Annotated in this window: 25 protein-coding genes and 2 tRNA genes; 14 read left to right on the top strand and 13 right to left on the bottom strand. The window is 51.8% G+C overall.

Annotated features, from left to right (window positions below):
- Positions 1-66 precede the first annotated feature (66 nt).
- Together HBA93_RS07720 and argH are read right to left on the bottom strand one after the other, a co-directional pair.
- A complete protein-coding gene (locus HBA93_RS07720; RefSeq protein WP_022709648.1) occupies positions 67-249 on the bottom strand; it encodes a lipoprotein in 183 nt (60 codons plus the stop codon).
- Positions 250-418: 169 nt separating this feature from the next.
- On the bottom strand, positions 419-1,819 hold the full coding sequence (gene argH, locus HBA93_RS07715; protein ID WP_221722904.1) for an argininosuccinate lyase: 1,401 nt from the start codon (positions 1,817-1,819) through the stop codon (positions 419-421).
- A 44-nt stretch (positions 1,820-1,863) separates the two neighbouring features.
- Between argH and tlpA the strand changes: the two genes are divergently transcribed.
- Both tlpA and HBA93_RS07705 read left to right on the top strand, forming a co-directional pair.
- Positions 1,864-2,577: a thiol:disulfide interchange protein TlpA gene (gene tlpA, locus HBA93_RS07710; protein WP_221723044.1), complete on the top strand. Its 714-nt coding sequence runs from the start codon at positions 1,864-1,866 to the stop codon at positions 2,575-2,577.
- 81 nt (positions 2,578-2,658) lie between these two features.
- Positions 2,659-3,279: a LysE family translocator gene (locus HBA93_RS07705; RefSeq protein ID WP_221722903.1), complete on the top strand. Its 621-nt coding sequence runs from the start codon at positions 2,659-2,661 to the stop codon at positions 3,277-3,279.
- Positions 3,280-3,284: 5 nt separating this feature from the next.
- Here HBA93_RS07705 and HBA93_RS07700 read toward each other — a convergent pair whose 3' ends face one another.
- Complete coding sequence (locus HBA93_RS07700; protein WP_221722902.1) at positions 3,285-3,785, bottom strand: YaiI/YqxD family protein; 501 nt, start codon at positions 3,783-3,785, stop codon at positions 3,285-3,287.
- Positions 3,786-3,885: 100 nt separating this feature from the next.
- Between HBA93_RS07700 and HBA93_RS07695 the strand changes: the two genes are divergently transcribed.
- Positions 3,886-4,761 (top strand): DMT family transporter, encoded by an 876-nt coding sequence (locus tag HBA93_RS07695; protein WP_221722901.1) that lies wholly within the window; start codon positions 3,886-3,888, stop codon positions 4,759-4,761.
- Positions 4,762-4,792: 31 nt separating this feature from the next.
- Here HBA93_RS07695 and HBA93_RS07690 read toward each other — a convergent pair whose 3' ends face one another.
- From HBA93_RS07690 to irrA, 6 genes are all read right to left on the bottom strand, one after another.
- A complete protein-coding gene (locus HBA93_RS07690; RefSeq protein WP_221722900.1) occupies positions 4,793-6,058 on the bottom strand; it encodes an extracellular solute-binding protein in 1,266 nt (421 codons plus the stop codon).
- Positions 6,059-6,109: 51 nt separating this feature from the next.
- A complete protein-coding gene (locus tag HBA93_RS07685; RefSeq protein WP_122093056.1) occupies positions 6,110-6,931 on the bottom strand; it encodes a carbohydrate ABC transporter permease in 822 nt (273 codons plus the stop codon).
- Positions 6,932-6,943: 12 nt separating this feature from the next.
- Complete coding sequence (locus tag HBA93_RS07680) at positions 6,944-7,876, bottom strand: carbohydrate ABC transporter permease (protein ID WP_221722899.1); 933 nt, start codon at positions 7,874-7,876, stop codon at positions 6,944-6,946.
- Complete coding sequence (locus HBA93_RS07675) at positions 7,869-9,050, bottom strand: ABC transporter ATP-binding protein (protein ID WP_221722898.1); 1,182 nt, start codon at positions 9,048-9,050, stop codon at positions 7,869-7,871. The genes HBA93_RS07680 and HBA93_RS07675 overlap by 8 nt, the downstream gene beginning before the upstream one ends.
- Positions 9,050-9,898, bottom strand: a complete 849-nt coding sequence (locus HBA93_RS07670; RefSeq protein WP_221722897.1) for a metallophosphoesterase family protein — start codon at positions 9,896-9,898, stop codon at positions 9,050-9,052. Before HBA93_RS07670 ends, HBA93_RS07675 begins: the two co-directional genes overlap by 1 nt.
- Before the next feature lie 145 nt (positions 9,899-10,043).
- Complete coding sequence (gene irrA, locus HBA93_RS07665) at positions 10,044-10,508, bottom strand: iron response transcriptional regulator IrrA (RefSeq protein WP_221722896.1); 465 nt, start codon at positions 10,506-10,508, stop codon at positions 10,044-10,046.
- A 142-nt stretch (positions 10,509-10,650) separates the two neighbouring features.
- On the opposite strand from irrA, the gene HBA93_RS07660 reads away from it, so the two are divergent.
- From HBA93_RS07660 to HBA93_RS07645, 4 genes are read left to right on the top strand one after another with little or no spacing between them, the layout of a single operon-like run.
- Positions 10,651-11,571, top strand: a complete 921-nt coding sequence (locus tag HBA93_RS07660) for a metal ABC transporter substrate-binding protein (protein WP_121992231.1) — start codon at positions 10,651-10,653, stop codon at positions 11,569-11,571.
- Positions 11,571-12,464 carry a manganese/iron ABC transporter ATP-binding protein gene (locus tag HBA93_RS07655; RefSeq protein ID WP_221722895.1) on the top strand — a complete coding sequence of 298 codons (894 nt, stop codon included), beginning with the start codon at positions 11,571-11,573 and terminating at the stop codon, positions 12,462-12,464. The genes HBA93_RS07660 and HBA93_RS07655 overlap by 1 nt, the downstream gene beginning before the upstream one ends.
- The gene (locus HBA93_RS07650; RefSeq protein WP_113943884.1) at positions 12,464-13,327 is read left to right on the top strand and encodes a metal ABC transporter permease; all 864 of its coding nucleotides are present in this window, start codon (positions 12,464-12,466) and stop codon (positions 13,325-13,327) included. Before HBA93_RS07655 ends, HBA93_RS07650 begins: the two co-directional genes overlap by 1 nt.
- Positions 13,324-14,172 carry a metal ABC transporter permease gene (locus tag HBA93_RS07645; RefSeq protein WP_121992234.1) on the top strand — a complete coding sequence of 283 codons (849 nt, stop codon included), beginning with the start codon at positions 13,324-13,326 and terminating at the stop codon, positions 14,170-14,172. Before HBA93_RS07650 ends, HBA93_RS07645 begins: the two co-directional genes overlap by 4 nt.
- A gap of 148 nt (positions 14,173-14,320) precedes the next feature.
- On the opposite strand, the gene HBA93_RS07640 is transcribed toward HBA93_RS07645, so the two are convergent.
- Positions 14,321-14,395, bottom strand: a tRNA-Gly gene (locus tag HBA93_RS07640).
- A 201-nt stretch (positions 14,396-14,596) separates the two neighbouring features.
- Positions 14,597-14,671: transfer RNA gene (locus tag HBA93_RS07635), tRNA-Gly, on the bottom strand.
- Between the two features lie 388 nt (positions 14,672-15,059).
- On the opposite strand from HBA93_RS07635, the gene HBA93_RS07630 reads away from it, so the two are divergent.
- The 5 genes from HBA93_RS07630 to leuB all read left to right on the top strand — a co-directional run bounded on the left by HBA93_RS07630 (position 15,060) and on the right by leuB (position 19,146).
- On the top strand, positions 15,060-15,575 hold the full coding sequence (locus tag HBA93_RS07630) for a prolyl-tRNA synthetase associated domain-containing protein (protein WP_221722894.1): 516 nt from the start codon (positions 15,060-15,062) through the stop codon (positions 15,573-15,575).
- A 140-nt stretch (positions 15,576-15,715) separates the two neighbouring features.
- Positions 15,716-16,783, top strand: coding sequence for a thioredoxin (trxA, locus tag HBA93_RS07625; RefSeq protein ID WP_221722893.1), 1,068 nt, complete (start codon positions 15,716-15,718; stop codon positions 16,781-16,783).
- 83 nt (positions 16,784-16,866) lie between these two features.
- Positions 16,867-17,565, top strand: a complete 699-nt coding sequence (locus HBA93_RS07620; protein WP_221722892.1) for an LON peptidase substrate-binding domain-containing protein — start codon at positions 16,867-16,869, stop codon at positions 17,563-17,565.
- Between the two features lie 26 nt (positions 17,566-17,591).
- The gene (locus tag HBA93_RS07615) at positions 17,592-17,783 is read left to right on the top strand and encodes a Trm112 family protein (RefSeq protein ID WP_122005965.1); all 192 of its coding nucleotides are present in this window, start codon (positions 17,592-17,594) and stop codon (positions 17,781-17,783) included.
- A gap of 250 nt (positions 17,784-18,033) precedes the next feature.
- Positions 18,034-19,146 (top strand): 3-isopropylmalate dehydrogenase, encoded by a 1,113-nt coding sequence (leuB, locus tag HBA93_RS07610; RefSeq protein ID WP_221722891.1) that lies wholly within the window; start codon positions 18,034-18,036, stop codon positions 19,144-19,146.
- A gap of 94 nt (positions 19,147-19,240) precedes the next feature.
- Here the strand turns inward: leuB and HBA93_RS07605 are convergent, their stop codons facing one another.
- Positions 19,241-21,118 (bottom strand): MFS transporter, encoded by a 1,878-nt coding sequence (locus HBA93_RS07605; RefSeq protein ID WP_221722890.1) that lies wholly within the window; start codon positions 21,116-21,118, stop codon positions 19,241-19,243.
- Positions 21,119-21,741: 623 nt separating this feature from the next.
- On the opposite strand from HBA93_RS07605, the gene HBA93_RS07600 reads away from it, so the two are divergent.
- Positions 21,742-22,773, top strand: coding sequence for an aspartate-semialdehyde dehydrogenase (locus HBA93_RS07600; protein WP_022709801.1), 1,032 nt, complete (start codon positions 21,742-21,744; stop codon positions 22,771-22,773).
- Positions 22,774-22,826: 53 nt separating this feature from the next.
- Here the strand turns inward: HBA93_RS07600 and HBA93_RS07595 are convergent, their stop codons facing one another.
- Positions 22,827-23,672, bottom strand: coding sequence for a YihY/virulence factor BrkB family protein (locus HBA93_RS07595; protein ID WP_121992240.1), 846 nt, complete (start codon positions 23,670-23,672; stop codon positions 22,827-22,829).
- Between the two features lie 169 nt (positions 23,673-23,841).
- Here HBA93_RS07595 and HBA93_RS07590 point away from each other — a divergent pair, with 169 nt between their 5' ends.
- On the top strand, positions 23,842-24,699 hold the full coding sequence (locus HBA93_RS07590; RefSeq protein ID WP_286201825.1) for an SDR family oxidoreductase: 858 nt from the start codon (positions 23,842-23,844) through the stop codon (positions 24,697-24,699).
- The last annotated feature ends 51 nt before the right edge of the window (positions 24,700-24,750 follow it).

Genomic DNA, 24,750 nt, shown 5'->3' with positions numbered 1-24,750 from the left:
AGCGAACATGCCGCCGCTCAAAAATTTTGAAGCGGACGCAGCGGATACGTTGAAATGCGACCCGCTTTAAATCAGCTTATCCAGAATAAATGGTTTTTCTTCGACAGCTTTTTTATCCGGTTTGCGCCAGTCATCATGCACTGTGGCATTTGGCGGGGCTTCCAGCGCGCCACGACGGCCGCAGCCGGATACAATGCTGCCAACGGCAACAAGCATAATCACAGAGGTCATGAATACGCGGCTATTCATCAAAAAATATCCTGAAACTGGTGTTTGGCCGCAAAGCCGTGGGTAATTTCGCTGACAGTTTTAGCTGAATTGCAGGACAACGCAAACTGTTCGGATACAAACACAAATCTTTGAAGGGATGCAGGCCGGAAATGTAAACCGCTTCCGGCCTGTTGAGTAAAGGGACGGATCAGGCCTTAATCAGGCGTTTTTTCCAGTATTTGATCTGACGACGCACTTCCTGTGGTGCGGTACCGCCGAAAGACTGACGGCTTTTCACAGATTTATCCACAGTGAGGAAACCGAATACGGCTTCAGTAATCTGCGGATGGATCGACTGCATGTCTTCCAGTGTCAGTTTGGACAGGTCAACCTTTTTCGATTCTGCCAGTGCAACGGCACGGCCGGTCACGTGATGCGCTTCACGGAATGGCAGGCCGAGCTCACGTACCAGCCAGTCAGCAAGATCAGTTGCAGTGGAATAACCGGAACCGGCAGCCTTTTTCATCGAGGCTTCAATTACAGTCAGATCGGAAACCATGCCGCTCATGGCAGCCAGCGCCAGCTCAATGGATTCGGCTGCATCAAAAACAGCTTCTTTGTCTTCCTGCATATCTTTGGAATAGGCCAGCGGCAGGCCTTTCATCACCATCAGCAGGCCAACCAGCGAGCCGGTGATACGGCCGGTTTTGGCGCGTACCAGTTCAGCGGCGTCCGGATTCTTCTTCTGCGGCATGATGGAGGAGCCGGTGGAGAAAGCATCGGACAGACGGATGAAATTGAACTGCGAGGTTGACCAGATCACGATTTCTTCGGCCAGACGCGACAGATGCGTAGCACAGATCGAAGCAATCGACAGGAATTCCAGCGCATAGTCGCGGTCGGAAACGCTGTCGATAGAATTACGGGTTGGCTCACGGAAGCCAAGCGCTTCAGCGGTCATGTGACGGTCGATCGGGAAACCGGTGCCGGCCAGCGCTGCCGCACCGAGAGGGCTTTCATTCATACGCTCAATCGCATCGCGCACGCGGGAGAGATCACGGCCGAACATTTCCACATAGGCCATGCAATGATGACCGAAGGTTACCGGCTGTGCTGTTTGCAAATGCGTAAAGCCCGGCATAACTGTTGCCGCGTGCTCTTCCGCGCGGATCAGGAAGGCTTCGATCAGGATTTTCAGCGAGGCAGCAGTCTTTTCCAGCTCATTTTTGACCCAGAGACGGAAATCCAGAGCGACCTGATCATTACGCGAGCGTGCCGTATGCAGACGACCGGCCGGAGCGCCGATCAGATCAGCCAGACGGGCTTCCACATTCATATGAATATCTTCAAGCTTGCGCGAGAAGGTAAATTTGCCATTTTCGATCTCGGCTAATATGGTATTGAGACCATCGGAGATCTGTTTGTAATCATCTGCAGAGATGATGCCGGTCTTGGCAAGCATGGCAGCATGCGCCAGCGATCCGGCAATGTCCTGTGCATAGAGTTTGCGGTCATAACCGATCGAAGCATTAATCTCTTCCATAATGGCAGAGGGACCTGAGGCGAAACGGCCACCCCACATTTGGTTGCTGGATTTTTCTGTCGTCATGCGCGCATACCTGAGCCGGAACTTTGAGTAAAAAGAACGATATTATGGCCGAAGATAATAAAGAGACGAAACCGAAAAGCGCAGTCAGTCCGAAGATGATTTTGTTTGCCGGTATCGCCGGACTTCTGGCCGGTGCCATAGCGGTATACGTGATGGAACCGCCTTCTGGCAATGTTGTTCCGACACAGAATACGGCCGGTAATGCCGCAGTAAGTACCGGAGATGATGCAAAATGTGCTTTAAATCAGGAACAGTTAGCTAAATTGTCAGCTGCTGCAACCGGTGACGTTGCCGGAATGCAGCCATCGGATAAGCCTGCTTTGCTGACACATTTGCAGTTTGATGCCCCTGACGGATCAAAAACCACCATCGGCGATATGAAGGGCAAAACCCTGCTGGTTAATCTCTGGGCAAGCTGGTGTGCACCGTGCCGTGAGGAAATGCCTGCGCTGGATAAATTGCAGGCTGAGCAGGGCAGTGACGATTTTGAAGTGGTGGCACTGAATATCGACACCGGTGATGTCTCTAAGCCTAAGAATTTTCTCAATGAAATCGGCGTTGAAAAGCTCGGCTTTTATCGTGATGCCAGTCTGACTGTTTTTAATGATCTGAAACGCAGAGGTTTGGCTTTTGGTTTGCCTGTAACTTTGCTGATTGATGAAACCGGTTGTCAGATTGCGGCAATGAACGGACCAGCACACTGGGCGGGGCAGGATGCTGTTAATCTGGTGAATACAGCTAAGAGCCTGCGCCGTTAAACAGGATTAAGTCCGCCGGAAAAGTGATTTTACAGAGCGGCATAATTCTGTTCAGATCACTTTTTTCGGGGAGTTTTTCCAATGGGGCTGGATGTCTGGCTTGCCTTCACGGCTGCATCAATTGTTTTGCTGGTGATACCGGGACCAACAATTTTACTGGTTGTATCCTATGCTTTGGGGCAGGGCTGGCGCACCGCCATGCCTATGGCCGCCGGTGTGGCGCTTGGTGACTTTACGGCCATGACATTGTCGATGCTTGGCATCGGTGCATTGCTTGCTGCCTCTGCTACAATATTTACAATCGTGAAATGGCTTGGTGCTGCCTATCTGATCTGGCTTGGTATCAAATTATTCCGCTCCGGTGCCACTATGCAGGCAGAAGCGCGGGATGCCGATGTATCACCTGTGAAAATGCTGGCGCATGCATGGCTGGTGACATCCCTCAACCCGAAAAGCATTACGTTTTTCGTGGCTTTCCTGCCGCAGTTTCTCGACCGGCATGGCGATTTCTGGACGCAGATGCTGATTTTTGAAGGCACATTTCTGGTGTTGTCTTTCAGCAATGCGTTTCTCTACGCTTTTGCAGCGCATCGTGCGCGCACGCTGTTTAAAAGCCCGCGGATTTTGCGTGCTTTCAACCGTACCGGCGGCACATTGCTGATCGGTGCCGGTGTGGCAACGGCAACAATGCGTTCCAGCTGATCCGCTTATGCTGTGAAACCGTCGCGCTTCAGTCGTACAATTGCGAGATCAAGCGCTGAGAGAAAAGCGGAGCGATCACGGGGCGAAAACGGCTTTGATCCGCCGAACTGACCGGCAGATACCGGATTGGCGGAACGCAGTTCATCCATCAGATTGCGGGTGGCAAGAATATTGCCGATATTGGCGGCACTGAACAAGCGGCCGTCCGGTGCAAGCGCAACAGCACCGGCGGTGACTGCACGATGTGCCAGCGGAATATCTGCCGTGATAACAATCGCACCGGCACGCGACCGCTCGGCAATCCAGTCATCAGCCACATCCAGACCGGCAGGGACGATTACACGTTCAATCAGCGGTTCATCACGGGGAATGGCGATATAGCTGTTGGCGACAACAAAGGTTCTGATGCTGTGGCGTTCAGCAACTTTGTAAATCTCGTTTTTAACCGGACAGGCATCAGCATCGACATAAATGCAGATGGTTTTGTTTTCATCGGAGTGTGTCATTCATGCTTCATGGCAAAGCCAAATGTGAATGGCAAGCGTTTAACGCTTGGCGAGGCAGGGCGGCAGGGATAAGCCGGTTGTATAGTTCGTGGAACAGATCATGCCAGTTAAATATTTCCCTGCTTTATTCGTCTTTCTCTGGGCAACCGGTTTTATTGGTGCAGGGCTTGCTATGCCCTATGCCGAGCCTTTCTGGTTTATGACCGCACGGTTTTTTATCGCTGCGATTATTCTGGCGGTCTGGGCGCTGGCAACCGGTGCCCGCTGGCCAGACAGGCGCGGGTTTGTGAATGCGGCAATAGTTGGCTGTCTGATTCACGGGATTTATCTCTCTGGCGTGTTCTGGGCGGTGCGCCATGGTTTGCCTGCGGGGATGACAGCGCTGGTTTCCGGCTTGCAGCCGCTGATTACCACGCTGATTGCCGCACTCTTCTTGCGTGAGACAGTCTTGCCGCGCCAATGGCTGGGGCTGCTGATCGGCTTTTGCGGTGTGGCGCTGGTGGTTGCGCCGAAATTTTCGCTCAGTTCCGGCGGGATTAATCCGGCGACTTTGAGTGCGGCGCTCGCTGCCGTTATGGCGATCAGTATCGGTACAGTCTGGCAAAAACGATTTGCGGTGAAAATTGATCTGAAAACCGGTACGACCGTGCAATATATTGCAGCGGGTATTCTGACCGGTCTGTTATCGCTCGGCTTTGAAACGCAGACAGTGATCTGGTCGCCGGAATTGCTGTTTGCAATGCTCTGGCTGGTGCTGGTTCTGTCAATCGGTGCGATCTTGCTGCTGCTTATCCTGATCGGGCAGGGCGAAGTATCAAAAGTCGCGTCGTTTTTCTATCTGGTGCCGGGAACCGCTGCGATTATGGCCTATCTGCTGTTTGGGGAAACGCTGACGCTGGTGCAGATTGCCGGTATGGTGCTGACCACTTTTGGTGTGGCACTTGCAACTTTACAAAAGAGAAAACCGGCGGCTTAAAACCGCCGGTCTGATCTTTATTCTGATGTGATTAGCGGCGTGGTAGCAGCTTTTTCACTTCATCGGCCGCATCGGCAAGGGCTTCTTCCGGTGTGGCCTTCTGTTCAACAACGCGGGACAGATTATCAACGATGGTCTGGGTGACTTTCACGCCGTTCGAGCCCGGGAAAGCATACCAAGGGATCATGATGTTCATTTGGCTCAGGCCGGCTTTGAACAGCGGGTTTTCGTCATAGAATTTGCCGAGATAGTCGTCGGACTTGGCGGCCAGCTCATTATTCGGAACATAGCCGGTGCCCGGCACGACGACCGATGCGCCGTAAGGGCCGGCTGCAAATTTGGCAAATTTCCATGCGGCTTCAATTTTCGCGTCGTCTGAGGTCAGGATAACAACCGCATTACCGCCGGTTGGCAGGCGGCCTTTTTCCGGATTGAGCAGTGGAATCTTGGCTGTGCGCATGTCGAATTTGTCGCCGACATTTTTGATGGTATTGCGCAGACCACCGGTTGTCTGGAAAGCAAAGCCGACATTTCCGGCCGCAAAAGCCTGTTCACCGGCTTCTTTGGTGAAGACCGGCAGACCGCCTTCTTTGACCATGCGGTCGAGCAGTTTAAACGCGGCTTCGCCTTCAGCGCCGCTGAATGCGACCTGTTTTTCATTTTCTGAAAGCATCCGGCCGCCGGCACCGAACAACAGGGCTGAGAACATCCAGTCATCACCCTGCCAGCGGAAATCAATGCCCTGAACGCCGTTGCCGAGTGCTTTGATCTTGCCGCCGATGCGGATAACATCATCCCAAGTTGCCGGAGGCGTATCCGGGTTCTCGCCAACTTTTTTAAACAGATCTGCATTGTAATACATGATCGGATTGGAGGTGGCGAAAGCCAGACCAACCTGACGGTCACCGACTTTGGCAAGGTTCAGAATAGTCTGCGTGAAGCCCTGCGCTTCAAAATTAATTTCTTTCTCGACCAGTTGCTTCAGATCAAGGCCGATACTGCGTTCGCTCAAAATGCGCAGCCGGTTCAGACCGGTAAAAGTGATATCCGGCAGTTCAGCCGTACCGTTCTGGCGCATAATCAGCTGAATGCCGTCTTCATAGGTCGCGGAAGGATTGACGAAATGGATTTTGATGTCCGGATTTTCTTCCGTGAATTTCTTGGAAATATTGGCCATCACGTCCTGAAAAAAGCCCGGCATAGGATAATGCACATTGAGCGTGGTTTCAGCCAGAGCTGTGCTGCACAAGCCGGTTAGCAGGGCGGTTGCAGTCAGAGTACGGGAGAAGAATGTCATTACAGGCTCCGTAAATGTTGGGGAGGAAGAGCGTTACAGACGTGAGGCTGATCAGCCTTTGAGGCCGGTCATGGTGATGCCCTCAATGAAGCGGCGCTGCGCGGCAAGAAAGGCAAGAACAAGGGGAAGGGTGATAATCAGTGTGGCAGCCATCAGTGCGCCATAGTCATCACCGGCTTCGGCAGCGCGGAAATAGAGCAGCCCCAGAGGCGGTGTGGCCATGTCCATATTGGTGACAACGATCAGCGGCCAGAACAGATCATTCCAGTGGGCAACCACGGAAAAGATCGAGAATGCGGTGATGGCAGGCCATGCATTCGGCACAATAACGCGGGCGACAATGCCGGTTTCCGACATGCCGTCGAGGCGGGCGGCATTAATCAGATCATCCGGCATCGAACGGAAGAACTGCAGAAACAGGAAGATGCCGAACACCGAGATGAAGAATGGCGCGCTGATGGCGAAATAGGTGTTCAGCAGGCCGGTACGCTCAAAGCCTAAATAGAAAGGCAGGGCTGTGGCATGGATCGGCACCAGCAGACCGAGCATTACCGCGCTCATCATCACCTGTGCCGCGCGGAAGCGCAGCTTGGCCATAGCATAGGCGCAAGGGATAGCGATGATAACCTGAACCACCAGAATGAGTGCGCAGACCAGCACACCATTCAGCAATAACTGTCCCATCGGTACACGGGAAAAGGCCTTGGTGATATTTTCGATCAATGCCCAGTTCTGTGGAATGAGGCTGAGAGAGGAAGAGAAAATATCCGATTGTGACTTGGCTGCGGTGGAGAGCATCCAGATATAGGGCGCAAGAAACAGCAGAGCACCGAGAGACAAAATCCCGAGGCGGGTAAAACGTAAGACTGACATGATTTCCGCCTCTTAATAATGCACGCGGCGGTCAAGCACGCGATATTGCAACAACATCATTACGATCAGCACCATGAGGAAAATCACGGTCATGGCCGAGGCATAACCGACACGCAGGAACACGAAACCTTCCTGATAGATCGTATGCAGCAGCACTTCCGAGGCTTTGTTCGGCCCGCCTTGTGTGAGGGTTTTCACCGATTCAAAAACTTTGACGGAGTTGATGACGCTGATGGTAAGGACAAAAAGTGTGGTGGGGCCGAGCAGCGGCCAAGTGACTAAGCGGAAACGCTCCCATGCACTTTTGGCGCCATCCATTTCGGCGGCAGAATACAGCTCTCGGGGAATGGCGGTCAGGCCAGCGAGAAACAGCACCATATTGAAACCGACCGATTGCCAGATGCCGATCATGGCAAGGCTTGGCAGCACGGTGGAGGAACTGCCAAGCCAGTTCGGTCCGTCGATCCCTAACAGGCCGAGCATGGCATTAACCGGCCCCATTGTCGGGTGCAGGAGATATTGCCAGACCGTGGCCATAGCCACGAGCAGCGAGGCAACAGGCAGAAAGTAAACCGTGCGGAAAAAGGCTTTGCCGCGTGTTTCACTCTCGATCAGCAAAGCTGCACCTAATCCGAGAAAAACGGAAACCGGCGTGACGATCAGTGTATAAATAGCGGTATTTTGCAGGGAAGTGCGGAATGTTCGGTCTTTGAATAGCTCAATGTAATTTTCCAGACCGATAAATTCGTAATCCGTATAGCCGAGCTCAAAATTGGTGAAACTGAGATAGAGCACAGCCAGTGTCGGTAACAGAATAAACAGCAACACCAGCGAGACGGCAGGCGCCATCAGTTTCCATGCCAGCCGCTCTTCGCGTTTGCGCGCCGCATTGGCTGCCTCACGCGCTGTCATTACAGGGGAGAAGGTTTGTGCAATGTCAGACATGGCTGTCTGCCTTGACGCGACCGGTAACCGTATGGGTAAGTTTGCGCAGGCGCTGGCCTTCCGTATCAAACAGCAAGGCTTTGTGTGGCTCAAAAGTCAGGTGTACCGGCATATCGGGCTGCAGTTCTGCGACTGAGGCAGGGGTACTGCGTGCGGTCAGTAATTCCTGAGCACCCGGAGCATTGAGATAGACCAGCGCTTCAGAGCCGAGAAATTCGATGCGTACCACAGTGGCTGAGATGGTTCTTTCTGCGGGTTTGTCATTGGTGCGGCGGATTTGCAGATCCTCAGGGCGGATAGCTACGCTGAGTGCAGAACCGGCGTGAATGTCAACTTCGCTTAAAATTGCTTTGCCGGCAAAATGAATAATGCCCTGATCGCTGGCACGGGCATTGAGCACATTGATTTTCGGGCTGCCGATGAAGCGGGCGACTTCAATATGGCGCGGATTATTGTAAATCTCCGCCGGTGTATCAATTTGCAGGAGATGGCCGCCGATCATCACAGCAACGCGATCGGCCATGCTGAGAGCTTCGGACTGGTCATGGGTCACATAAAGACTTGGCACACCGGCGCGGCGATGCAGTTCAACAATCTCGGCACGGGTGTGTACGCGCAAATTGGCATCGAGATTGGAGAGTGGCTCATCCATCAGGAAGACCTGTGGCTGGCGCACCATGGCGCGTGCCAGTGCCACGCGTTGACGCTGGCCGCCGGACATTTGCGCAGGCTTGCGGTCGAGCAGATGGTCGATTTTCAGGCTCTGTGCAGTTGCCTGTACCTGCTGCTGAATGGCGGCGCGTTTAGCCGCCTGACCCGGTATCCAGTTGCCGATCAGTGGCAGGCGTTCCATTGTGCTTAGATCGCGCATGGCGAGCGGCACGGCAATATTTTCACGTACTGTCAGATGCGGGTAGAGCGCATAGGACTGGAACACCATTGCGATATTACGGTCTGAAGGATGCGCAGCGGTAATATTGCGTTCGTCCAACCAGATATTGCCATCATCGGCATGTTCCAAACCGGCGGCAATGCGCAGAATTGTGCTTTTTCCGCAACCGGAAGGCCCGACCAGTGCAATGAATTCACCGTCTTCGGCTTCAATCGTCACATCTTTAAGAATATGCTGATCGCCGAAAGATTTGGAGATATTTTTCAGTGCGAAATGCGCCATTATGCCTGCTCCGTTGCATCGGCACTGGTAATGGCGGCAGTGTGGCTCGACGGGTACACTTCATGCACCACATCATCGAGCAGATAGGGGCGCAACTGCGTCAGTTCGGTGATCTCGCTGTGGACTGTATCACTCAGCGTATGGATCACAGCACCGACAATACGCTCACCCGGCAGATCGCGTTCCATCGGGCCGACGATAAAGCCGGAGGAAGGCCCCCAGATCAGGGAAATGCCCTGATGATGGCCAGCCCATGCGCGGTGCAGGTGACCACTGGCATAAAGGCGGACATTATGCGCATTGAACAGATCGAGAAGGCGTTTACGGTCTTTCGGGGAGGCACCCCAGTAGCCACTGTCACCTTCATCAGGACTATCCACGAAAAGCGGCTTATGCGCAAAGATTGCAACAGGATTGCCATCGGCACCGTTCAACGCGTCTTCTAACCATTGAAATTGCTCTTCTTCCTCCGCATGGCCGCTGCCGATCAGCAAACTGTTGAGACCGATGAGACGCCAGCCGGACTGGTCATGCACCCAGCGGTCAGGGCCGACGAGATCGCGCCAGCGCTCCAGACGTTCATCATTAACCGGCTGGAGGGAGGAGGGCAGATGACCGACATCATGATTGCCGGGCACACAAAGCACCGGCATATTCAGCTCGCCGAGCAGGTCAGCACAGAAGGTCAGATCATCGTCGAAATCCGCACCATCGACAGCCAGATCGCCGGTATGGATGACGAGATCTGGCTGAACCTCTTCCAGCCATTCGGCGAGAGGTTGCCAGTTTTTAGTGAAATGGGCTTTGGACGGGCTGAGATGAGTATCGGTAATCTGAACAATCCGCATGGATCTGCTCCTTCACAGAGTTTGAAGAGAAGATGCGGATGTGTATTTCTAACGGGGGACACAGACCGCCACTGCGCGTTCACTACACTGCGTTGGTGACAGGCAGACATCAGGCCGGTGACACAATTGTAACATCGGATGCTGTCTAGGTTTTCTTAAGGCTGACCAGAATATCGATTTTGGTAATCGCATAATCGGCCGGTGCCTGAGGTGGCGGTGTGAGTGCCAACTGTGCTCCGCCGATATCAATCATCCGATCTTCATCCTCAAAATAAAAATGCTGATGATTACGGGCATTGGTATCAAAGAATGTGCGCTGGCCGCTGACGGATATTTTGCGGATCAGGCCAGCCTCAGCAAACTGGTTGAGCGTATTATAGACAGTCGCCAGCGACATGCTGAAACCGCTATGCATCACGAGCAAATGCAGATCATCGGCCGAAATATGCTGATGATGTCCGCTGAGCAGAAATTGTCCGAGTATCAGACGTTGTTTGGTCGGGCGCAGGCCGGCTTTCTGCAAAATTGGCCGGATAAGAGGCGTATCCTGCATTTGCATCAGGCGTTGTGACCGCAATTGCGCACGTAATTTTTCAGGCACTTTTAGCATGACATGGCCACTCTTCAGTTGCGAATGATTTTCACTTGCAAAATTATTACAGACTCATTACGAAGAGTGCAATTGACAATCATTTGCAACTAGGATTTTCTATTTGCAATTAAAAAATCTGGTATGGATTGAGGAGTTGAGAATGTTCAGCAAAATGAGGCGCGTGCTGCTGGCCGGTATTATTGGTACGGCTTTTTCCGCAGCGCTTGTCGTGGTGCCTGCTGCGGCTAAGGAAAAATTCAAGGCAGTGACAACCTTTACGGTTATTGCTGATATTGCCCGCAATGTTGCAGGCGATGCTGCGATTGTTGAATCCATCACCAAACCGGATGCGGAAATTCACGATTATCAGCCGACCCCGGGTGATATTATGAAGGCGCAAGGTGCGCAGCTGATTTTCTGGAACGGTCTTAATCTTGAACGCTGGTTTGAAAAATTCTTTCAGCATCTGAAAGATGTACCAAGCGTTGTTGTGTCTGAAGGTGTTGAGCCGATGGGCATTACCGAAGGTCCGTATAGCGGTAAGCCTAATCCGCATGCCTGGATGTCGCCTTCGGCCGGTATGATTTATGTCGATAATATCCGCGATGCTTTCGTGAAACATGATCCGGAAAATGCGGAAATCTATAAAGCCAATGCTGAAACCTATAAGGCCAAACTCAAGGCACTGATTGATCCGATCAAGGATGAGCTGAAAGATATTCCGGAAGACAAGCGCTGGCTGGTGACCAGTGAAGGTGCCTTCAGCTATCTGGCACGCGACCTCAACCTGAAAGAACTTTATCTCTGGCCGATCAATGCTGACCAGCAGGGTACACCGCAGCAGGTTCGCAAAGTAATTGATGCCGTTCGCAAGAACAATATCACTGTGGTTTTCTCTGAAAGCACTATCTCTCCGGCTCCGGCCAAACAGGTGGCATCTGAAACCGGTGCGAATTATGGCGGTGTTCTGTATGTGGATTCGCTTTCAGAGCCGGACGGTGCCGTGCCGACCTATCTCGACCTGCTTCGTGTGACGACTGACACGATTGCGAAGGGTCTTAAATCCGGAGATGCGAAATAATGAATGCCCCGCTTAATGTCCGCCCAACGACAGTCCGGTCTCCCGCATCATCTGATGCGGGAGCAGGGCTTATGGTGAGTGGCGCGACAGTGACCTATCGCAATGGCCATACGGCCCTGCGTGATGCCAGTTTTGAAATTCCGACCGGTACAATCACCGCACTTGTGGGCGTGAACGGTTCCGGTAAATCCACCTTGTTCAAAGCGCTGATGGGCTTTGTGCGGCTGGCAAAAGGCGATATCCGCATTCTCGGCCTTCCGGTCAAACAAGCACTTAAGAGCAATCTCGTCGCTTATGTTCCGCAGTCGGAAGATGTGGACTGGAACTTTCCGGTTCTCGTTGAAGATGTGGTGATGATGGGACGTTATGGCCATATGGGTATGATGCGTCGTGCCAAGCAGGCCGATCATCAGGCGGTTACCGATGCGCTGGTGCGCGTGAATATGACGGAGTATCGCAAGCGCCAAATCGGCGAATTATCAGGTGGCCAGAAAAAACGTGTTTTTCTGGCGCGTGCTTTGGCACAGGATAGTCGGGTCATTTTGCTTGATGAGCCTTTTACCGGTGTGGACGTTAAAACCGAAGAAGCAATCATCAAGCTGCTGCGTGATCTGCGCGATGAGGGGCGGGTGATGTTTGTCTCGACCCATAATCTGGGCAGTGTGCCGGAATTCTGTGACCGCACAGTGCTGCTGAACCGCACGGTTCTGGCCTATGGCGACACGGAAACCATCTTTACGCAGGCTAATCTTGAGAAAACCTTTGGCGGTGTTCTGCGCCATTTCGTGCTCAATGATGCCGATAAAGGCAAAGCGCATCCGGTGAATATTCTGACCGATGATGAGCGGCCGCTGGTGCTCTATCAGGACAATCACGGTAAGGGAGCAGAGTAATGGAACTGCTGCTTGAGCCGTTCTCCTATCAATATATGATCAATGCCATGTGGGTTTCGGCACTGGTCGGCGGCGTGTGCGCATTCCTGTCCGGCTATCTGATGCTCAAAGGCTGGTCACTGATCGGCGATGCTCTGTCTCACTCCATCGTGCCGGGGGTGGCGGGCGCTTATATGCTCGGCCTGCCTTTTGCGATCGGTGCCTTTTTTTCCGGCGGCTTAGCTGCTGCAGCGATGCTGTTTCTCAATGAGCGTACCAAGCTGAAAGAAGATGCGATTATCGGTCTGATTTTCACATCCTTCTTTGGTCTTGGCCTGTTTATGGTGTCGCTGAAACCAACCGCAGTCAGCATTCAGACGATTGTACTGGGCAATATTCTGGCGATTACACCGGCGGATACACTGCAACTGGCGATAATCGGCTTTGTATCGCTGGTCGTGCTGCTGTTCATCTGGAAAGACCTGATGGTGACTTTCTTTGATGAAAGTCATGCCCGTTCGATCGGCCTGAACCCGACCGTGCTGAAGGTGATTTTCTTCACACTGCTGTCGGCCTGTACCGTTGCGGCAATGCAGACGGTCGGTGCATTTCTGGTGATTTCTATGGTGGTGACACCCGGTGCAACAGCCTATTTACTGACAGATCGCTTTCCGCGTTTGCTGACGATTGCTGTCATCATCGGAACGCTCACCAGTTTTACCGGCGCTTATATCAGCTATTTTCTTGATGGCGCGACCGGCGGGATTATTGTTGTGATGCAGACGCTGATCTTTCTGGCAGCATTTTTCTTCGCGCCGAAGCACGGCATGCTGGCCGCAAGACGTCGGGCAGCTGAAACTCTCAAAGCAGAGGTGCAGTCATGAGCCTGTTTGAAACTCTGATGATGCCGTTTCGCTTTGAATTCATGGTCAATGCTATGGTCATTGCCATGCTGATCGCGATACCGGCCGCATTATTATCGTGTTTTCTGGTGCTTAAGGGTTGGTCGCTGATGGGAGATGCTGTTTCCCATGCGGTGTTGCCGGGTGTGGTACTGGCCTATATCATTAATATTCCGCTGGCGATCGGCGCTTTCGTGGCAGGGATGTTCTGTGCACTGGCAACCGGTTTTCTGAAAGAAAACAGCCGGATTAAACAAGATACCATTATGGGCGTTGTCTTCTCCGGTATGTTTGGTCTCGGACTGGTGATGTATGTGAAGGTGCAGTCTGATGTGCATCTGGATCACATTCTGTTCGGTGACATTCTTGGTATCGGCAAGCAGGATATGATTGAAACAGCAATCATTGCTGTGATTGTAACTGCTCTTCTGGTGCTGAAATGGCGGGATCTGCTGCTACACGCTTTTGATCCCGCGCAGGCGCGTGCTGTGGGGTTGCCGGTCAGATTGCTGCATTATGGCCTGCTGGCTATCCTCTCGCTGACCATTGTCGGTGCTTTGAAAGCGGTGGGTATCATTCTGGCAATTGCAATTCTGATTGCACCGGGGGCAATTGCCTTCCTGCTGACGCGTAATTTCAGCTCCATGCTGATTGTTGCGGTGATTGTGGCTGTCGCTTCGTCAGGGCTTGGCGTTTACGTCTCGTTCTTTATTGACAGTGCACCTGCACCAACAATCGTTTTGCTGATGACTTTGGTGTTTATTGCGGCGTTTATCATTGCACGTCGCCGTGTTGCCCGTGCGGAGAGACAGGTTTTCTCCTCTTAACTTCATGCAAGAAAACGATTCTCTGCAGGCAAGGCGTCGCGCGTGAGCGCGGCGCCATATTTTTTAAGAATAAGTCTATGGAATCAAACCGGAAATCTGAAAAGCAAAAAGCCGCGCTGTTGCGCGGCTTTTGAAGGCTTAACCAAACTGGAGCGGGCGAAGGGATTCGAACCCTCGACCCCAACCTTGGCAAGGTTGTGCTCTACCCCTGAGCTACACCCGCTCGCGCCAGTTTGTTGGTTAGGCCTGCGCTATATGGCAAAAGCCGGAGTGATTTGCAACAGGAAAAATGCAAAATCTGTAATTTTTTTAAAGGATTTAAGACGAACGGAGAAGTGGCTTTGTCATAGTAATAATATAGAGAAATTGGACCTGAAAAGCAAAAAGCCACGCTGTTGCGTGGCTTTTGAAAGCTTAACCAAACTGGAGCGGGCGAAGGGATTCGAACCCTCGACCCCAACCTTGGCAAGGTTGTGCTCTACCCCTGAGCTACACCCGCTCGCGCCAGTTTGTTGGTTAGGCCTGCGCTATATGGCAAAACCTCAGGTGATTTGCAACAGGGAATTTGCAAAAACATCAATCAGTTTTGTGTATAATTCCATAAGCCCTGAATACAGGCATTTTTCACACAGCTTGATGGCCTGATATATCGGGAAACACCGTTTTAAAGGCATAAATACTTGTAATGATTCGATCTTGAACCCTGCGAGCGGGATATTTTGAGCGCAAATAAATGAGTCGAAGCATGGTGCGGTCATTAATCTGTGGCCGTTGCAGCGAAAGTGACGGCATTTTTGTTTCAAACGCATATCTTTGTCGTTTTCTTGCAGCTTTTTATGCTTGTCTTGTAAGAGATATGCAGACTGCTTTGGAGGAGAAGACAAAAAATGCCGAAAACCGCTGCTGATTTGCATGATTATCTCGATACGCTGGGGATCAAGGTGCAAACCGTTACACATCCGCCCCTGTTTACAGTTGCTGATTCTCAGAAATTACGCGGGGAAATTGCCGGCGGACATACCAAGAATCTTTTTCTGAAAGACAAGAAAGACAATTTCTTTCTTGTGACTGTTGAAGAAGATGCGGTTGTTGATCTGAAAACCATTCATACGCTGATCGGTGCCGCCAGTAAGGTCTCTTTCGGTAAACCGGAAAAGCTGATGGAATATCTGGGGCTTATACCAGGTGCCGTATCTGCATTCGGTGCGATTAATGATACGGGTCATCAGGTCAGCATCATTCTGGACGAAGCATTGATGCGTCATGAGATTATCAATGCGCATCCGCTGACCAATGAGGCGACGACCTCGATTCACCGTGATGACCTGCTGAAGTTTCTGGAAGCTACCGGACATGAAGCGCGTATAGTGTCTGTCAGCACTGCAGAAACAGCTCCGGCTTAAAGCGGGGCTTGAAAGCGCCGCTAAAAATGCCGAATTAACATGGCAGAGATATTATATTCTGCCATAATTACAGCATGGCTCGCAGTCAGCTGAATTTATGATGTAATATGGCTACGGGAAGAACGGATTAAGGGACGACAATGAACAGCGCTAATAATCCTTATGGCGGTAACCCTTACGGGGCAACTTATGGCCAAGCCTCCGGTCAGGGTAATACCAGCGTGACCTATAATACGTCCGCTGAAACTGCAGCCCCGGCAGAGACTGAAGACAGTGCCGGTGCGCTGTCATCGCTGGCGGGTTTTGGCAGTTCTGATTCCGCTGCCGGTTTGATTAAAGATACAACGACTGCAGGCTTTGCAGCGGATGTTATCAGTGAGTCCCGCAATCAGCCGGTGCTGGTGGATTTCTGGGCGCCATGGTGCGGCCCATGCCGTCAGTTGACACCGATGATTGAAAGCGCTGTGAATGCAGCGCAGGGCACTGTTAAACTTGTGAAGATGAATATTGACGATCATCCGGTGATTGCCGGACAATTGGGTATTCAGTCTATTCCGGCCGTGATTGCTTTCGTCAACGGACAGCCTGTTGATGGTTTCATGGGTGCTTTGCCGGAAAGTAAGATCAAAGAATTTATTGATAAGGTTGCCAAAAGCGCCGGTTCGGTAAGTGGCCCGCAGGCAGCAATTGAAGAAGCTTTGGCGGCTGCACAGGAAATGCATGCGCATGGCGAGCCGGATCAGGCTGCACAGATTTATGCTGCGGTTTTACAAAATGTGCCGGATAATATGCCGGCCCTTGCCGGTCTGGCGGGATGCCTGTTTGATCTTGGTGATTTGGAAAAAGCCCGTGAAGTGCTGGCTCGTGTACCGGAAAAGCAGAAAGAAGATCCGGCTATCCGTGCAGTTGAAGCGCGTCTCGCATTGGCGGATCAGGTTGCACATCTCGGCAATCCTGCTGAATTGCAGGCGCGACTGGCTGCGAATCCGGATGACCATCAGGCCCGTTTTGATCTGGCGATGATTGCCAATGCACTGGATAAGCGTGAGGAAGCCGCAGACGGTCTTCTGGCGATTATGAAAGCGGATCGTACATGGAATGATGATGGTGCGCGCAAGCAATTGCTGCAATTCTTTGAAGCATGGGGCTTTAAAGATCCGGCAACGTTAAACGGTCGTCGTAAATTGTCGTCGCTGCTGTTCTCCTGAGCAACGGGCAAAATTGATAAATGATGATACAATACCGGAGCAGTAATCCGGTATTGGTTGGTATTGAGATGTGAGGTGAATTTATGCAGGCGGGCAATGTCCATTACCGAAAAGCGTCAGACTTACCGGAAGTGATTCCGGTATTTCCGCTGGTAGCCGGTCTGCTTTTACCCCGCGGGCAAATGCCTCTGAATATTTTTGAACCGCGTTATCTTGTGATGGTTGATGAGGCTTTGGCCGGTGACCGTGTGATCGGGATTATCCAGCCGCAAATCATCAATGGTGTTGCGGTGCAAGATAAAGAAGGTGCTGCTAAAGGTACGGACCGGCCGGAGCTGAGCGCAGTCGGCTGTCTAGGACGGATTACCTCTTATACAGAAACCGGTGATGGCCGTGTGCTGATTACATTGCAGGGCATTTGCCGCTTCCGGCTGGCAGAAGAACTACCGGTACCGCATCCGTTCCGTATGGCGCGGATCACGCCTTATCTGCAGGATCTTGAAGAAGAGCAGGGCGAAAAAGAGGTTGATCGTGAAGCGCTGTTACAGGCTTTCCGCGATTATCTTGAAGCCAATGGTCTTGAGGCGGATTGGGAAAGCATTGCCAAGGCAGGCAATGAAACACTGGTCAATGCATTGTCAATGATGTCGCCTTTTGGTGAAGCGGAAAAACAGGCATTGCTGGAAGCTCCTGATCTGAAAACCCGTGCGGAAACGCTGGTTGCGATCACCGAGATTGCTCTGGTACGTAACGGGGATGATTATGGTTCAGGTCTGCAGTAATATGCTGCGATAAAGGGTGGCCGGATATGAGTTCTGAAGGCTTTGAAAAGAAAATCGATCCGAAAATGCTGGAATTACTGGTCTGCCCTTTGACCAAAGGCGTGCTGGACTATGACCGTGAGCATGGTGAGCTGATTTCTAAAAAAGCAAAACTGGCCTATCCGGTGCGGGAGGGGGTGCCTATCCTGCTGGCATCGGAAGCCCGTAGTTTAGAATAGATTATATTCGAAGAGCCGCTTTTATGCAGGCAATGTATCCGGTTTAGGATTATTGCGAAATTTGCAAAAATATGAGTCAAATCTTGCGTTTGACACTTTCCCCCCTTTGAGCTTTTGGGCTATGAATAGCGTGAATTTTTCGCGTGAGCGCTTTGCCTTTGAAACAAGTTGCAGAGGAAGAGTGCTCTGAGTTTAAAGAAGTTCATTTGTACGGATGACCGGCAGATGATCTGAACAAAGGCATGGCATAATGGCGACCAGAAAACTGTTTCTTCTGCCGGGCGACGGTATCGGCCCTGAGTCAATGGCGGAAGTCCGCAAAATCATTACCTATCTGAATGAAGAAAAAGGCCTTGGCTTTGAGACAGATGAAGGCCTCGTCGGCGGTTCTGCCTATGATGCCCATGGTCAGGCGATTTCAGAAGGCGATATGGAAAAAGCGCTGGCTGCTGATGCTGTCTTGTTTGGTGCTGTCGGCGGCCCGAAATGGGACAGCGTGCCTTATGAAGTACGTCCGGAAGCCGGTCTGCTGCGTCTGCGTAAAGATCTGGCGCTGTTCGCAAACCTGCGTCCTGCAATCTGCTATCCTGCGCTGGCTGATGCCTCATCGCTGCGCCCTGAAGTTGTTGAAGGTCTCGATATTCTGATCGTCCGCGAACTGACCGGTGGTGTCTATTTCGGTGAGCCGAAAGAAATCATTGATCTGGGCAATGGTCAGAAGCGCGGTATCGATACACAGGTTTATGAAACCTACGAAATCGAGCGTATTGCCGGTGTGGCTTTTGAACTGGCGCGCACACGCGGCAACAAAGTCACTTCGATGGAAAAACGCAACGTGATGAAGTCCGGCGTGTTGTGGAACGAAGTTGTAACCGCAACTCATAAAGCCAAATATGCTGATGTACAGCTGGAACATATGCTGGCGGATGCCGGTGGTATGCAGCTGGTGCGCTGGCCGAAGCAGTTCGACGTGATTGTAACGGATAACCTGTTCGGCGATATGCTGTCTGACGTTGCTGCTATGCTTACCGGCTCGCTCGGTATGCTGCCATCCGCTTCGCTCGGTGCGCCGGATGCAACAACAGGCAAACGCAAAGCGTTGTATGAGCCGGTACATGGTTCGGCACCGGATATTGCTGGCAAAGGTATTGCCAACCCGATTGCAATGATTGCTTCTTTCGCAATGTGCCTGCGCTACTCCTTCAACCTGATTGAAGAAGCTGATCGTCTGGAAGCTGCGATTGCTGCGGTTCTGGATGACGGTATCCGTACAGCTGATATCTGGGCTGAAGGCTCGAAAAAAGTTGGCACTGTTGAAATGGGCGACGCAATTCTCGCGAAGTTCAAAGCATTGTCTGCTTAAAGATTCTGATAGCCAGATAATGGCTGCTGATCGTTTCGAATAAAAAACCGCCGGAGCAGCAATGCTCCGGCGGTTTTGTTTTGCGGCAGAGTTTTTACTCTACGTGATCGAGGTCACGGTCTTTGGTTTCACGCACAAAGATCAGACCGATAATCAGAGTCATCAGAGCGATAATGATCGGATACCAGAGGCCGTAATAAATATCACCTTTGGCAGCGCTCATCGCAAACACGGTTGCCGGAAGCAGTCCACCGAACCAGCCGTTACCAATATGGTAAGGCAGTGACATACCGGTATAACGGATGCGGGTCGGGAACATTTCCACCAGAATAGCGGCAATCGGACCATAAACCATTGTCACATAGATCACCAGAATGGTGAGAATCAGAATGGTCAGCGGCCAGTTTACTTCATCCGGATCGGCAACCATTTTGAAGGTTCCTGCATCAGGAATGCTATAAACTTTCTGTTCGCCAAGTGTTGCGGCATCAGCCGCCGGAACCAGTTTGGCAGCAACCATCTGATCGGCTGTCATGCTGACGGATTCGCCGGCGCGGATCGTATCTGCATTCAGCGACAGTTCCGGATTGGCAGCAATAAATGCATCCAGCCTGGCATCCGGTACTTTTGCTGCATTACGAACCAGAGGGAAGCCGGCTTTCTGCAGAGCCAGATTCACATCGTGAACAAAAGCCGGTGCGCGTGTTGCGGCATCCGCACCGGTCGCATCGTAGGATGTGATGGTGCTTTCACCGATTTTCACGGTAGCAGCTGTGCCTGCTGTGCCGGTTTCAACCGTATAAGGAACGGAAGAGCGGGACAGGAAGGCGGTTGCCACGTCACAGGATGTTGTGAATTTGGCTGTACCAACCGGATTGAACTGGAAAGTACAATCGCCCGGTGCTGCCGTGATGGTTGCGCTGATTGTTGCCTCCGCACGGGCAAGTGCCGGATTGGCAGCTGCGGTGAGAGCTTTAAACAGCGGGAAATAGGTGAAAATTGCCAGTGCAAGACCTGCCATGATGATCGGCTTACGGCCGACTTTATCCGACAACCAGCCCCAGAACAGGAAGAACGGGGTTGCGATCAGCAGCGCCACGGCAATCATGATATTGGCCGAGATGCTTTCAACCTTCAGCACGTTTTGCAGGAAGAACAGCGTATAGAACTGACCGGAATACCAGACCACAGCCTGACCGGCGGTGAGGCCGAACAGGGCAATCAGAGCGATCTTGGCGTTTTTCCACTGACCGAAGGCTTCTTTCAGCGGAGCCTTGGACTGTTTGCCTTCTTCTTTCATTTTCTTGAAAGCAGGGGATTCACTCATCTGCATACGGATCCAGACGGAAATACCGAGCAGAACAACTGAAATCAGAAACGGAATACGCCAGCCCCATGCTGCGAATTCTTCAGCTGTCATGGAGTTCTGGATCAGCAAAATCACTACCAGAGACAGGAAGAGACCGAAAGTCGCGGTGGTTTGAATCCATGAAGTATAGAAACCGCGGCGTCCGTTTGGTGCATGTTCGGCCACATAGGTTGCCGCACCGCCATATTCACCGCCGAGTGCGAGACCCTGCAGCATACGCAATCCGATCAGAATAATCGGCGCGATAATGCCGATAGATGCTGACCCCGGCAGCAAACCGACGAGGAAGGTGGAAAGCCCCATCACCACAATGGTAACAAGGAACGTATATTTACGGCCTACCAGATCGCCGATACGGCCAAAGAACAACGCACCGAACGGGCGTACAAGAAAGCCCGCCGCAAAAGCCAGCAGCGCGAAAATATTACGGGTTGTTTCAGGATATTCACTGAAGAAGGCGGCACCGATATAAATGGCCAGTGAGCCGTAGAGATAGAAATCATACCATTCGAAGACTGTACCAAGCGACGAGGCAAAAATAACTTTGCGCTCCTCCTTGGTCATTTTAGGGGCGCGTTCACGCGCACCATCAATTGCTGCCATAATTTGTCCTCCCGGATAAACCCTGCGGCAGTTCCCTTATTGCCACCGGGTGTTGATTATTCTCAGCCTTTCAATATGCGAAATTCGTCTCGTGGCCGGTGTGGCCGGAGGTGCCTGCAGTCGCGCGGTTTCTATTGCCGCCTGGCAAAGCAGTCGCAGACAGAATGAACTGAAAACGGGATTTGCGTCAGTATTCTTTAGTATAATAATGGTGAAATATTTTTCTGCGCAGCGCGGATGCGAACACAGCTTCTTGGAAAATTGGTATTTTCTTAAACATTTGGCGGCTTTGACGACATAAACGGCAATTGACTCTTGGCAAAATCGGGTTAAAAGCAGCAGTGAATTAGGAGACACCGCGTGGAATCCCTCGCTTTGCCATCAGTTTTGCCAGCATTTTCCGGAGATTTCTCCGGCGGCGGAGCTATGGGTATACCTTCTCCTGCATTCGGTATTACCAAAACGGCCATGATTGCCCTGAAGACAATCACCTCGAAAACGACCACCAAAACGGTCTGATCCCTTGGCCTGCTCACCCTCTCCCGGGTTAGGTCCGGGGCGGAGAACCTGCGTGGCCACGGGTTTTCTGGTGTGAAAGCGGAGAGGGACAGGAGATTTTTCACATGGGTTTCAAAGTTGCTGTTGTCGGCGCCACAGGTAATGTGGGTCGCGAAATGCTCAATATTCTCGAAGAGCGTGGTTTTCCGGCTTCTGAGGTGGTGGCACTTGCTTCCCGCCGCAGTCAGGGTTCGGAAGTGTCTTATGGTGATAAGACGCTGAAAGTTAAAGCGCTCGACACCTATGATTTTTCCGATACTGACATTTGTCTGATGTCGGCCGGTGGTAATATTTCCAAGGAATGGTCACCAAAAATCGGCGCGCAGGGGTGCGTGGTTATCGATAATTCTTCCGCATGGCGTTATGATGCCGATGTGCCGCTCATCGTGCCGGAAGTCAATCCGGATGCGATTGACGGTTTCCGTAAGCGCAATATCATTGCCAACCCGAACTGCTCGACTGCCCAGCTCGTTGTTGCACTCAAGCCTTTGCATGATGCGGCCACCATCAAGCGCATTGTTGTGGCAACCTATCAGTCGGTTTCCGGTGCCGGTAAAGAAGGTATGGACGAGCTGTTTCAGCAGTCCCGCGCGGTTTTTGTTGCTGATCCTGTCACAGCACAGAAATTCACCAAGCGCATTGCTTTCAACGTTATCCCGCATATTGATTCCTTCATGGAAGACGGCTCCACCAAAGAAGAGTGGAAAGTCATGGCCGAAACCAAGAAAATGCTGGATCCGAAGATCAAAGTTTCCTGCACTGCTGTGCGTGTGCCGGTCTTTATCGGTCATTCTGAAGCTGTGAATATTGAATTCGACAAGCCGATCAGCGCTGATGAAGCCCGTGATATCCTGCGTGATGCACCGGGTTGTCAGGTTGTTGATAAGCATGAGGATGGTGGATACATCACGCCTTATGAAAGCGCCGGCGAAGACGCGACATTCATTTCGCGTATCCGTGAAGACATCACATTGGAAAACGGTCTTTCCATGTGGATCGTTGCGGACAATCTGCGCAAAGGTGCAGCACTCAACACTATTCAGATCGCTGAATTGTTGCTGGAGCGTAATCTGATCAAGCCGAAATCAGCTGCCTGATTTTTGAGAAAGTAATAAAGAAAAAGGCGCGGTTTCCGCGTCTTTTTATTATCCTACTGTTGCTCGCGATTGCGGTACTGCATGATCGCGGCATTGATTTCCGCGCCAATGATGAAAATCGCGGCAATGATATAGAGAAACACGATCGCCACCATGATCGATGCCAGACCGGCATAGGTGGTGACATAGCTGGCAAAGCTTTCAAGATAACGGGCAAAGGCGGTTGCACCGGCCAGCCATGCAATCAGTGTCAGCGCAATACCGGGCAGAATATCCAGCAGAGACCTTTGTCCGGCCGGCAGCCAGATATGCACGACAAATAATCCGAAAACTAACACCGAAAGTGCAATCGCATAGCGCCAGAAACCGAATGAAATCGACATGGTTTCCAGTGCGGGAACCCATTGTTCTGCAAGACGGATTGCCAGCGGCGCAAGCACCAGCAGGAAGCTGATGGCCATGATGCTGAGCGTGGCGATAATCACAAAGCCAAGGCTTTGCGCACGGCAAAACAGAATAGAGCGGGTATCGGTGACGCGATAGGCGCGGTTGAGTGCTACACGCAAAGCTTCCACGCCATTGGAAGCAAAATAGGCAGCGGCAATCACACTGAGGGTCAGGAGGTCACCGCGCGGAATTGTCAGAACATTTTGCACTTCACGGGCAATCGGAGCGGCAATAGCGGGAGGCCATGTATCAAAAATCACATGTACCGCTGTCTCGGCAAAAGCATCTGCGCCAAGAAAGCTGGCAAGTGCTGTTGCAAAAATCAGAAACGGAAACAGCGCCATCAGGCCGGAGAGGGCGATATGGGATGCGAAAGCCCAGCCATCATCGGATATAAAATGACCGATTGCATCAGTTGTGATCTGTCGCAGGAAGCGGATTATCTTTCGCATAGACAGAAAATTCCTTTAGTTCGGCTCATTCGTTTTCGTCTGTGGCAGAGCTGATTACAAGTTTGTGTGGTATAACTGACCACAAGTCAAAAATTCAACGTGTATAAAAACTCTGCGGACAGGAATTGCAATGATATCAGCCCGCAAACCAACGGATAAAGATCAGCATATGGCCAAAAATGTGCAAATTCCATCTGCGCAGCAAAGAACCATTTTAATCACCGGTTGTTCCAGCGGCATTGGCGCTTACTGTGCACAGGCTCTTAAAGAGCGTGGCTGGCGGGTTTTTGCTACTGCCCGTAAAGAACAGGATCTGGCCTATTTGCGGGAACAGGGTTTTGAGACCTTTTATCTGGATTATTGTGAGCCGGAGTCGATTGCTGCTGTGGCTGAGAGCGTGCTTAACTTGTGCAACCATCAGCTCGATGCGCTGTTTAATAATGGTGCCTATGCACAGCCGGGCGCGGTGGAAGACTTGCCGATGGAGGCTTTGCGTTTGCAGTTCGAGGCCAATTTCTTCGGCTGGCAGGATCTGACGCAGCGGCTGATTCCTGCAATGCGGGCGAGTAAACAGGGGCGTCTGGTGCATTGTTCATCTATTCTCGGTCTGGTGCCGATGAAATGGCGCGGGGCTTATGTTTCATCCAAATTTGCATTGGAAGGGCTTATGCTGGTGCAGCGTATGGAACTCGAAGGTTCCGGCATCTCTGTTTCCATGATCGAACCAGGGCCGATTACCAGTAAATTTGCAGCCAATGCGGCGGCTTATGCGCAAAAATATATTGATATGGACAATTCCGTTCATGCAGAAGATTACCGGCGGCAATTCGCCAAGTTACAAAGCGGCGGCACGAAATCCTCTGTGAAGCTGGGGCCTGATGCTGTTTATGAGGTTCTGTTGCATGCGCTGGAAAGTGATCGTCCGCGCCCGCATTATCCGGTTACCCGTCCTGCAAAGCTGGGCATTCTGGCTAAACGCCTGCTGCCTGCACGCTGGCTTTATAAAATGCTGGCCGATCAGTCGTAAAAGAACGCGAGTACGCTGCATTATCCTTACGTAAAACCGCTTCACACTTTT

The sequence above is a fragment of the Ochrobactrum sp. SFR4 genome, assembly GCF_019730395.1.
In the GTDB taxonomy this organism is placed as follows: Bacteria; Pseudomonadota; Alphaproteobacteria; order Rhizobiales; family Rhizobiaceae; genus Pseudochrobactrum.
The sequence above is the reverse complement of the archived record's forward strand: the minus strand, read 5'-3'. Positions and strand labels throughout refer to the sequence as shown.

Bases quoted from the DNA above. Each gene is read 5' to 3' on its own strand.
- irrA (WP_221722896.1), bottom strand. From the start codon at position 10,508: ATGCTAAAAGTGCCTGAAAAATTACGTGCGCAATTGCGGTCACAACGC.
- HBA93_RS07605 (WP_221722890.1), bottom strand. From the start codon at position 21,118: ATGGCAGCAATTGATGGTGCGCGTGAACGCGCCCCTAAAATGACCAAG.
- HBA93_RS07590 (WP_286201825.1), top strand. From the start codon at position 23,842: ATGGCCAAAAATGTGCAAATTCCATCTGCGCAGCAAAGAACCATTTTA.
- HBA93_RS07705 (WP_221722903.1), top strand. From the start codon at position 2,659: ATGGGGCTGGATGTCTGGCTTGCCTTCACGGCTGCATCAATTGTTTTG.
- argH (WP_221722904.1), bottom strand. From the start codon at position 1,819: ATGACGACAGAAAAATCCAGCAACCAAATGTGGGGTGGCCGTTTCGCC.
- HBA93_RS07695 (WP_221722901.1), top strand. From the start codon at position 3,886: ATGCCAGTTAAATATTTCCCTGCTTTATTCGTCTTTCTCTGGGCAACC.
- HBA93_RS07620 (WP_221722892.1), top strand. From the start codon at position 16,867: ATGCAGGCGGGCAATGTCCATTACCGAAAAGCGTCAGACTTACCGGAA.
- HBA93_RS07670 (WP_221722897.1), bottom strand. From the start codon at position 9,898: ATGCGGATTGTTCAGATTACCGATACTCATCTCAGCCCGTCCAAAGCC.
- HBA93_RS07600 (WP_022709801.1), top strand. From the start codon at position 21,742: ATGGGTTTCAAAGTTGCTGTTGTCGGCGCCACAGGTAATGTGGGTCGC.
- HBA93_RS07675 (WP_221722898.1), bottom strand. From the start codon at position 9,050: ATGGCGCATTTCGCACTGAAAAATATCTCCAAATCTTTCGGCGATCAG.
- HBA93_RS07680 (WP_221722899.1), bottom strand. From the start codon at position 7,876: ATGTCTGACATTGCACAAACCTTCTCCCCTGTAATGACAGCGCGTGAG.
- HBA93_RS07660 (WP_121992231.1), top strand. From the start codon at position 10,651: ATGTTCAGCAAAATGAGGCGCGTGCTGCTGGCCGGTATTATTGGTACG.
- trxA (WP_221722893.1), top strand. From the start codon at position 15,716: ATGAACAGCGCTAATAATCCTTATGGCGGTAACCCTTACGGGGCAACT.
- HBA93_RS07655 (WP_221722895.1), top strand. From the start codon at position 11,571: ATGAATGCCCCGCTTAATGTCCGCCCAACGACAGTCCGGTCTCCCGCA.
- leuB (WP_221722891.1), top strand. From the start codon at position 18,034: ATGGCGACCAGAAAACTGTTTCTTCTGCCGGGCGACGGTATCGGCCCT.
- HBA93_RS07650 (WP_113943884.1), top strand. From the start codon at position 12,464: ATGGAACTGCTGCTTGAGCCGTTCTCCTATCAATATATGATCAATGCC.
- HBA93_RS07595 (WP_121992240.1), bottom strand. From the start codon at position 23,672: ATGCGAAAGATAATCCGCTTCCTGCGACAGATCACAACTGATGCAATC.
- HBA93_RS07630 (WP_221722894.1), top strand. From the start codon at position 15,060: ATGCCGAAAACCGCTGCTGATTTGCATGATTATCTCGATACGCTGGGG.
- HBA93_RS07685 (WP_122093056.1), bottom strand. From the start codon at position 6,931: ATGTCAGTCTTACGTTTTACCCGCCTCGGGATTTTGTCTCTCGGTGCT.
- HBA93_RS07615 (WP_122005965.1), top strand. From the start codon at position 17,592: ATGAGTTCTGAAGGCTTTGAAAAGAAAATCGATCCGAAAATGCTGGAA.
- HBA93_RS07645 (WP_121992234.1), top strand. From the start codon at position 13,324: ATGAGCCTGTTTGAAACTCTGATGATGCCGTTTCGCTTTGAATTCATG.
- HBA93_RS07690 (WP_221722900.1), bottom strand. From the start codon at position 6,058: ATGACATTCTTCTCCCGTACTCTGACTGCAACCGCCCTGCTAACCGGC.
- tlpA (WP_221723044.1), top strand. From the start codon at position 1,864: ATGGCCGAAGATAATAAAGAGACGAAACCGAAAAGCGCAGTCAGTCCG.
- HBA93_RS07700 (WP_221722902.1), bottom strand. From the start codon at position 3,785: ATGACACACTCCGATGAAAACAAAACCATCTGCATTTATGTCGATGCT.
- HBA93_RS07720 (WP_022709648.1), bottom strand. From the start codon at position 249: ATGAATAGCCGCGTATTCATGACCTCTGTGATTATGCTTGTTGCCGTT.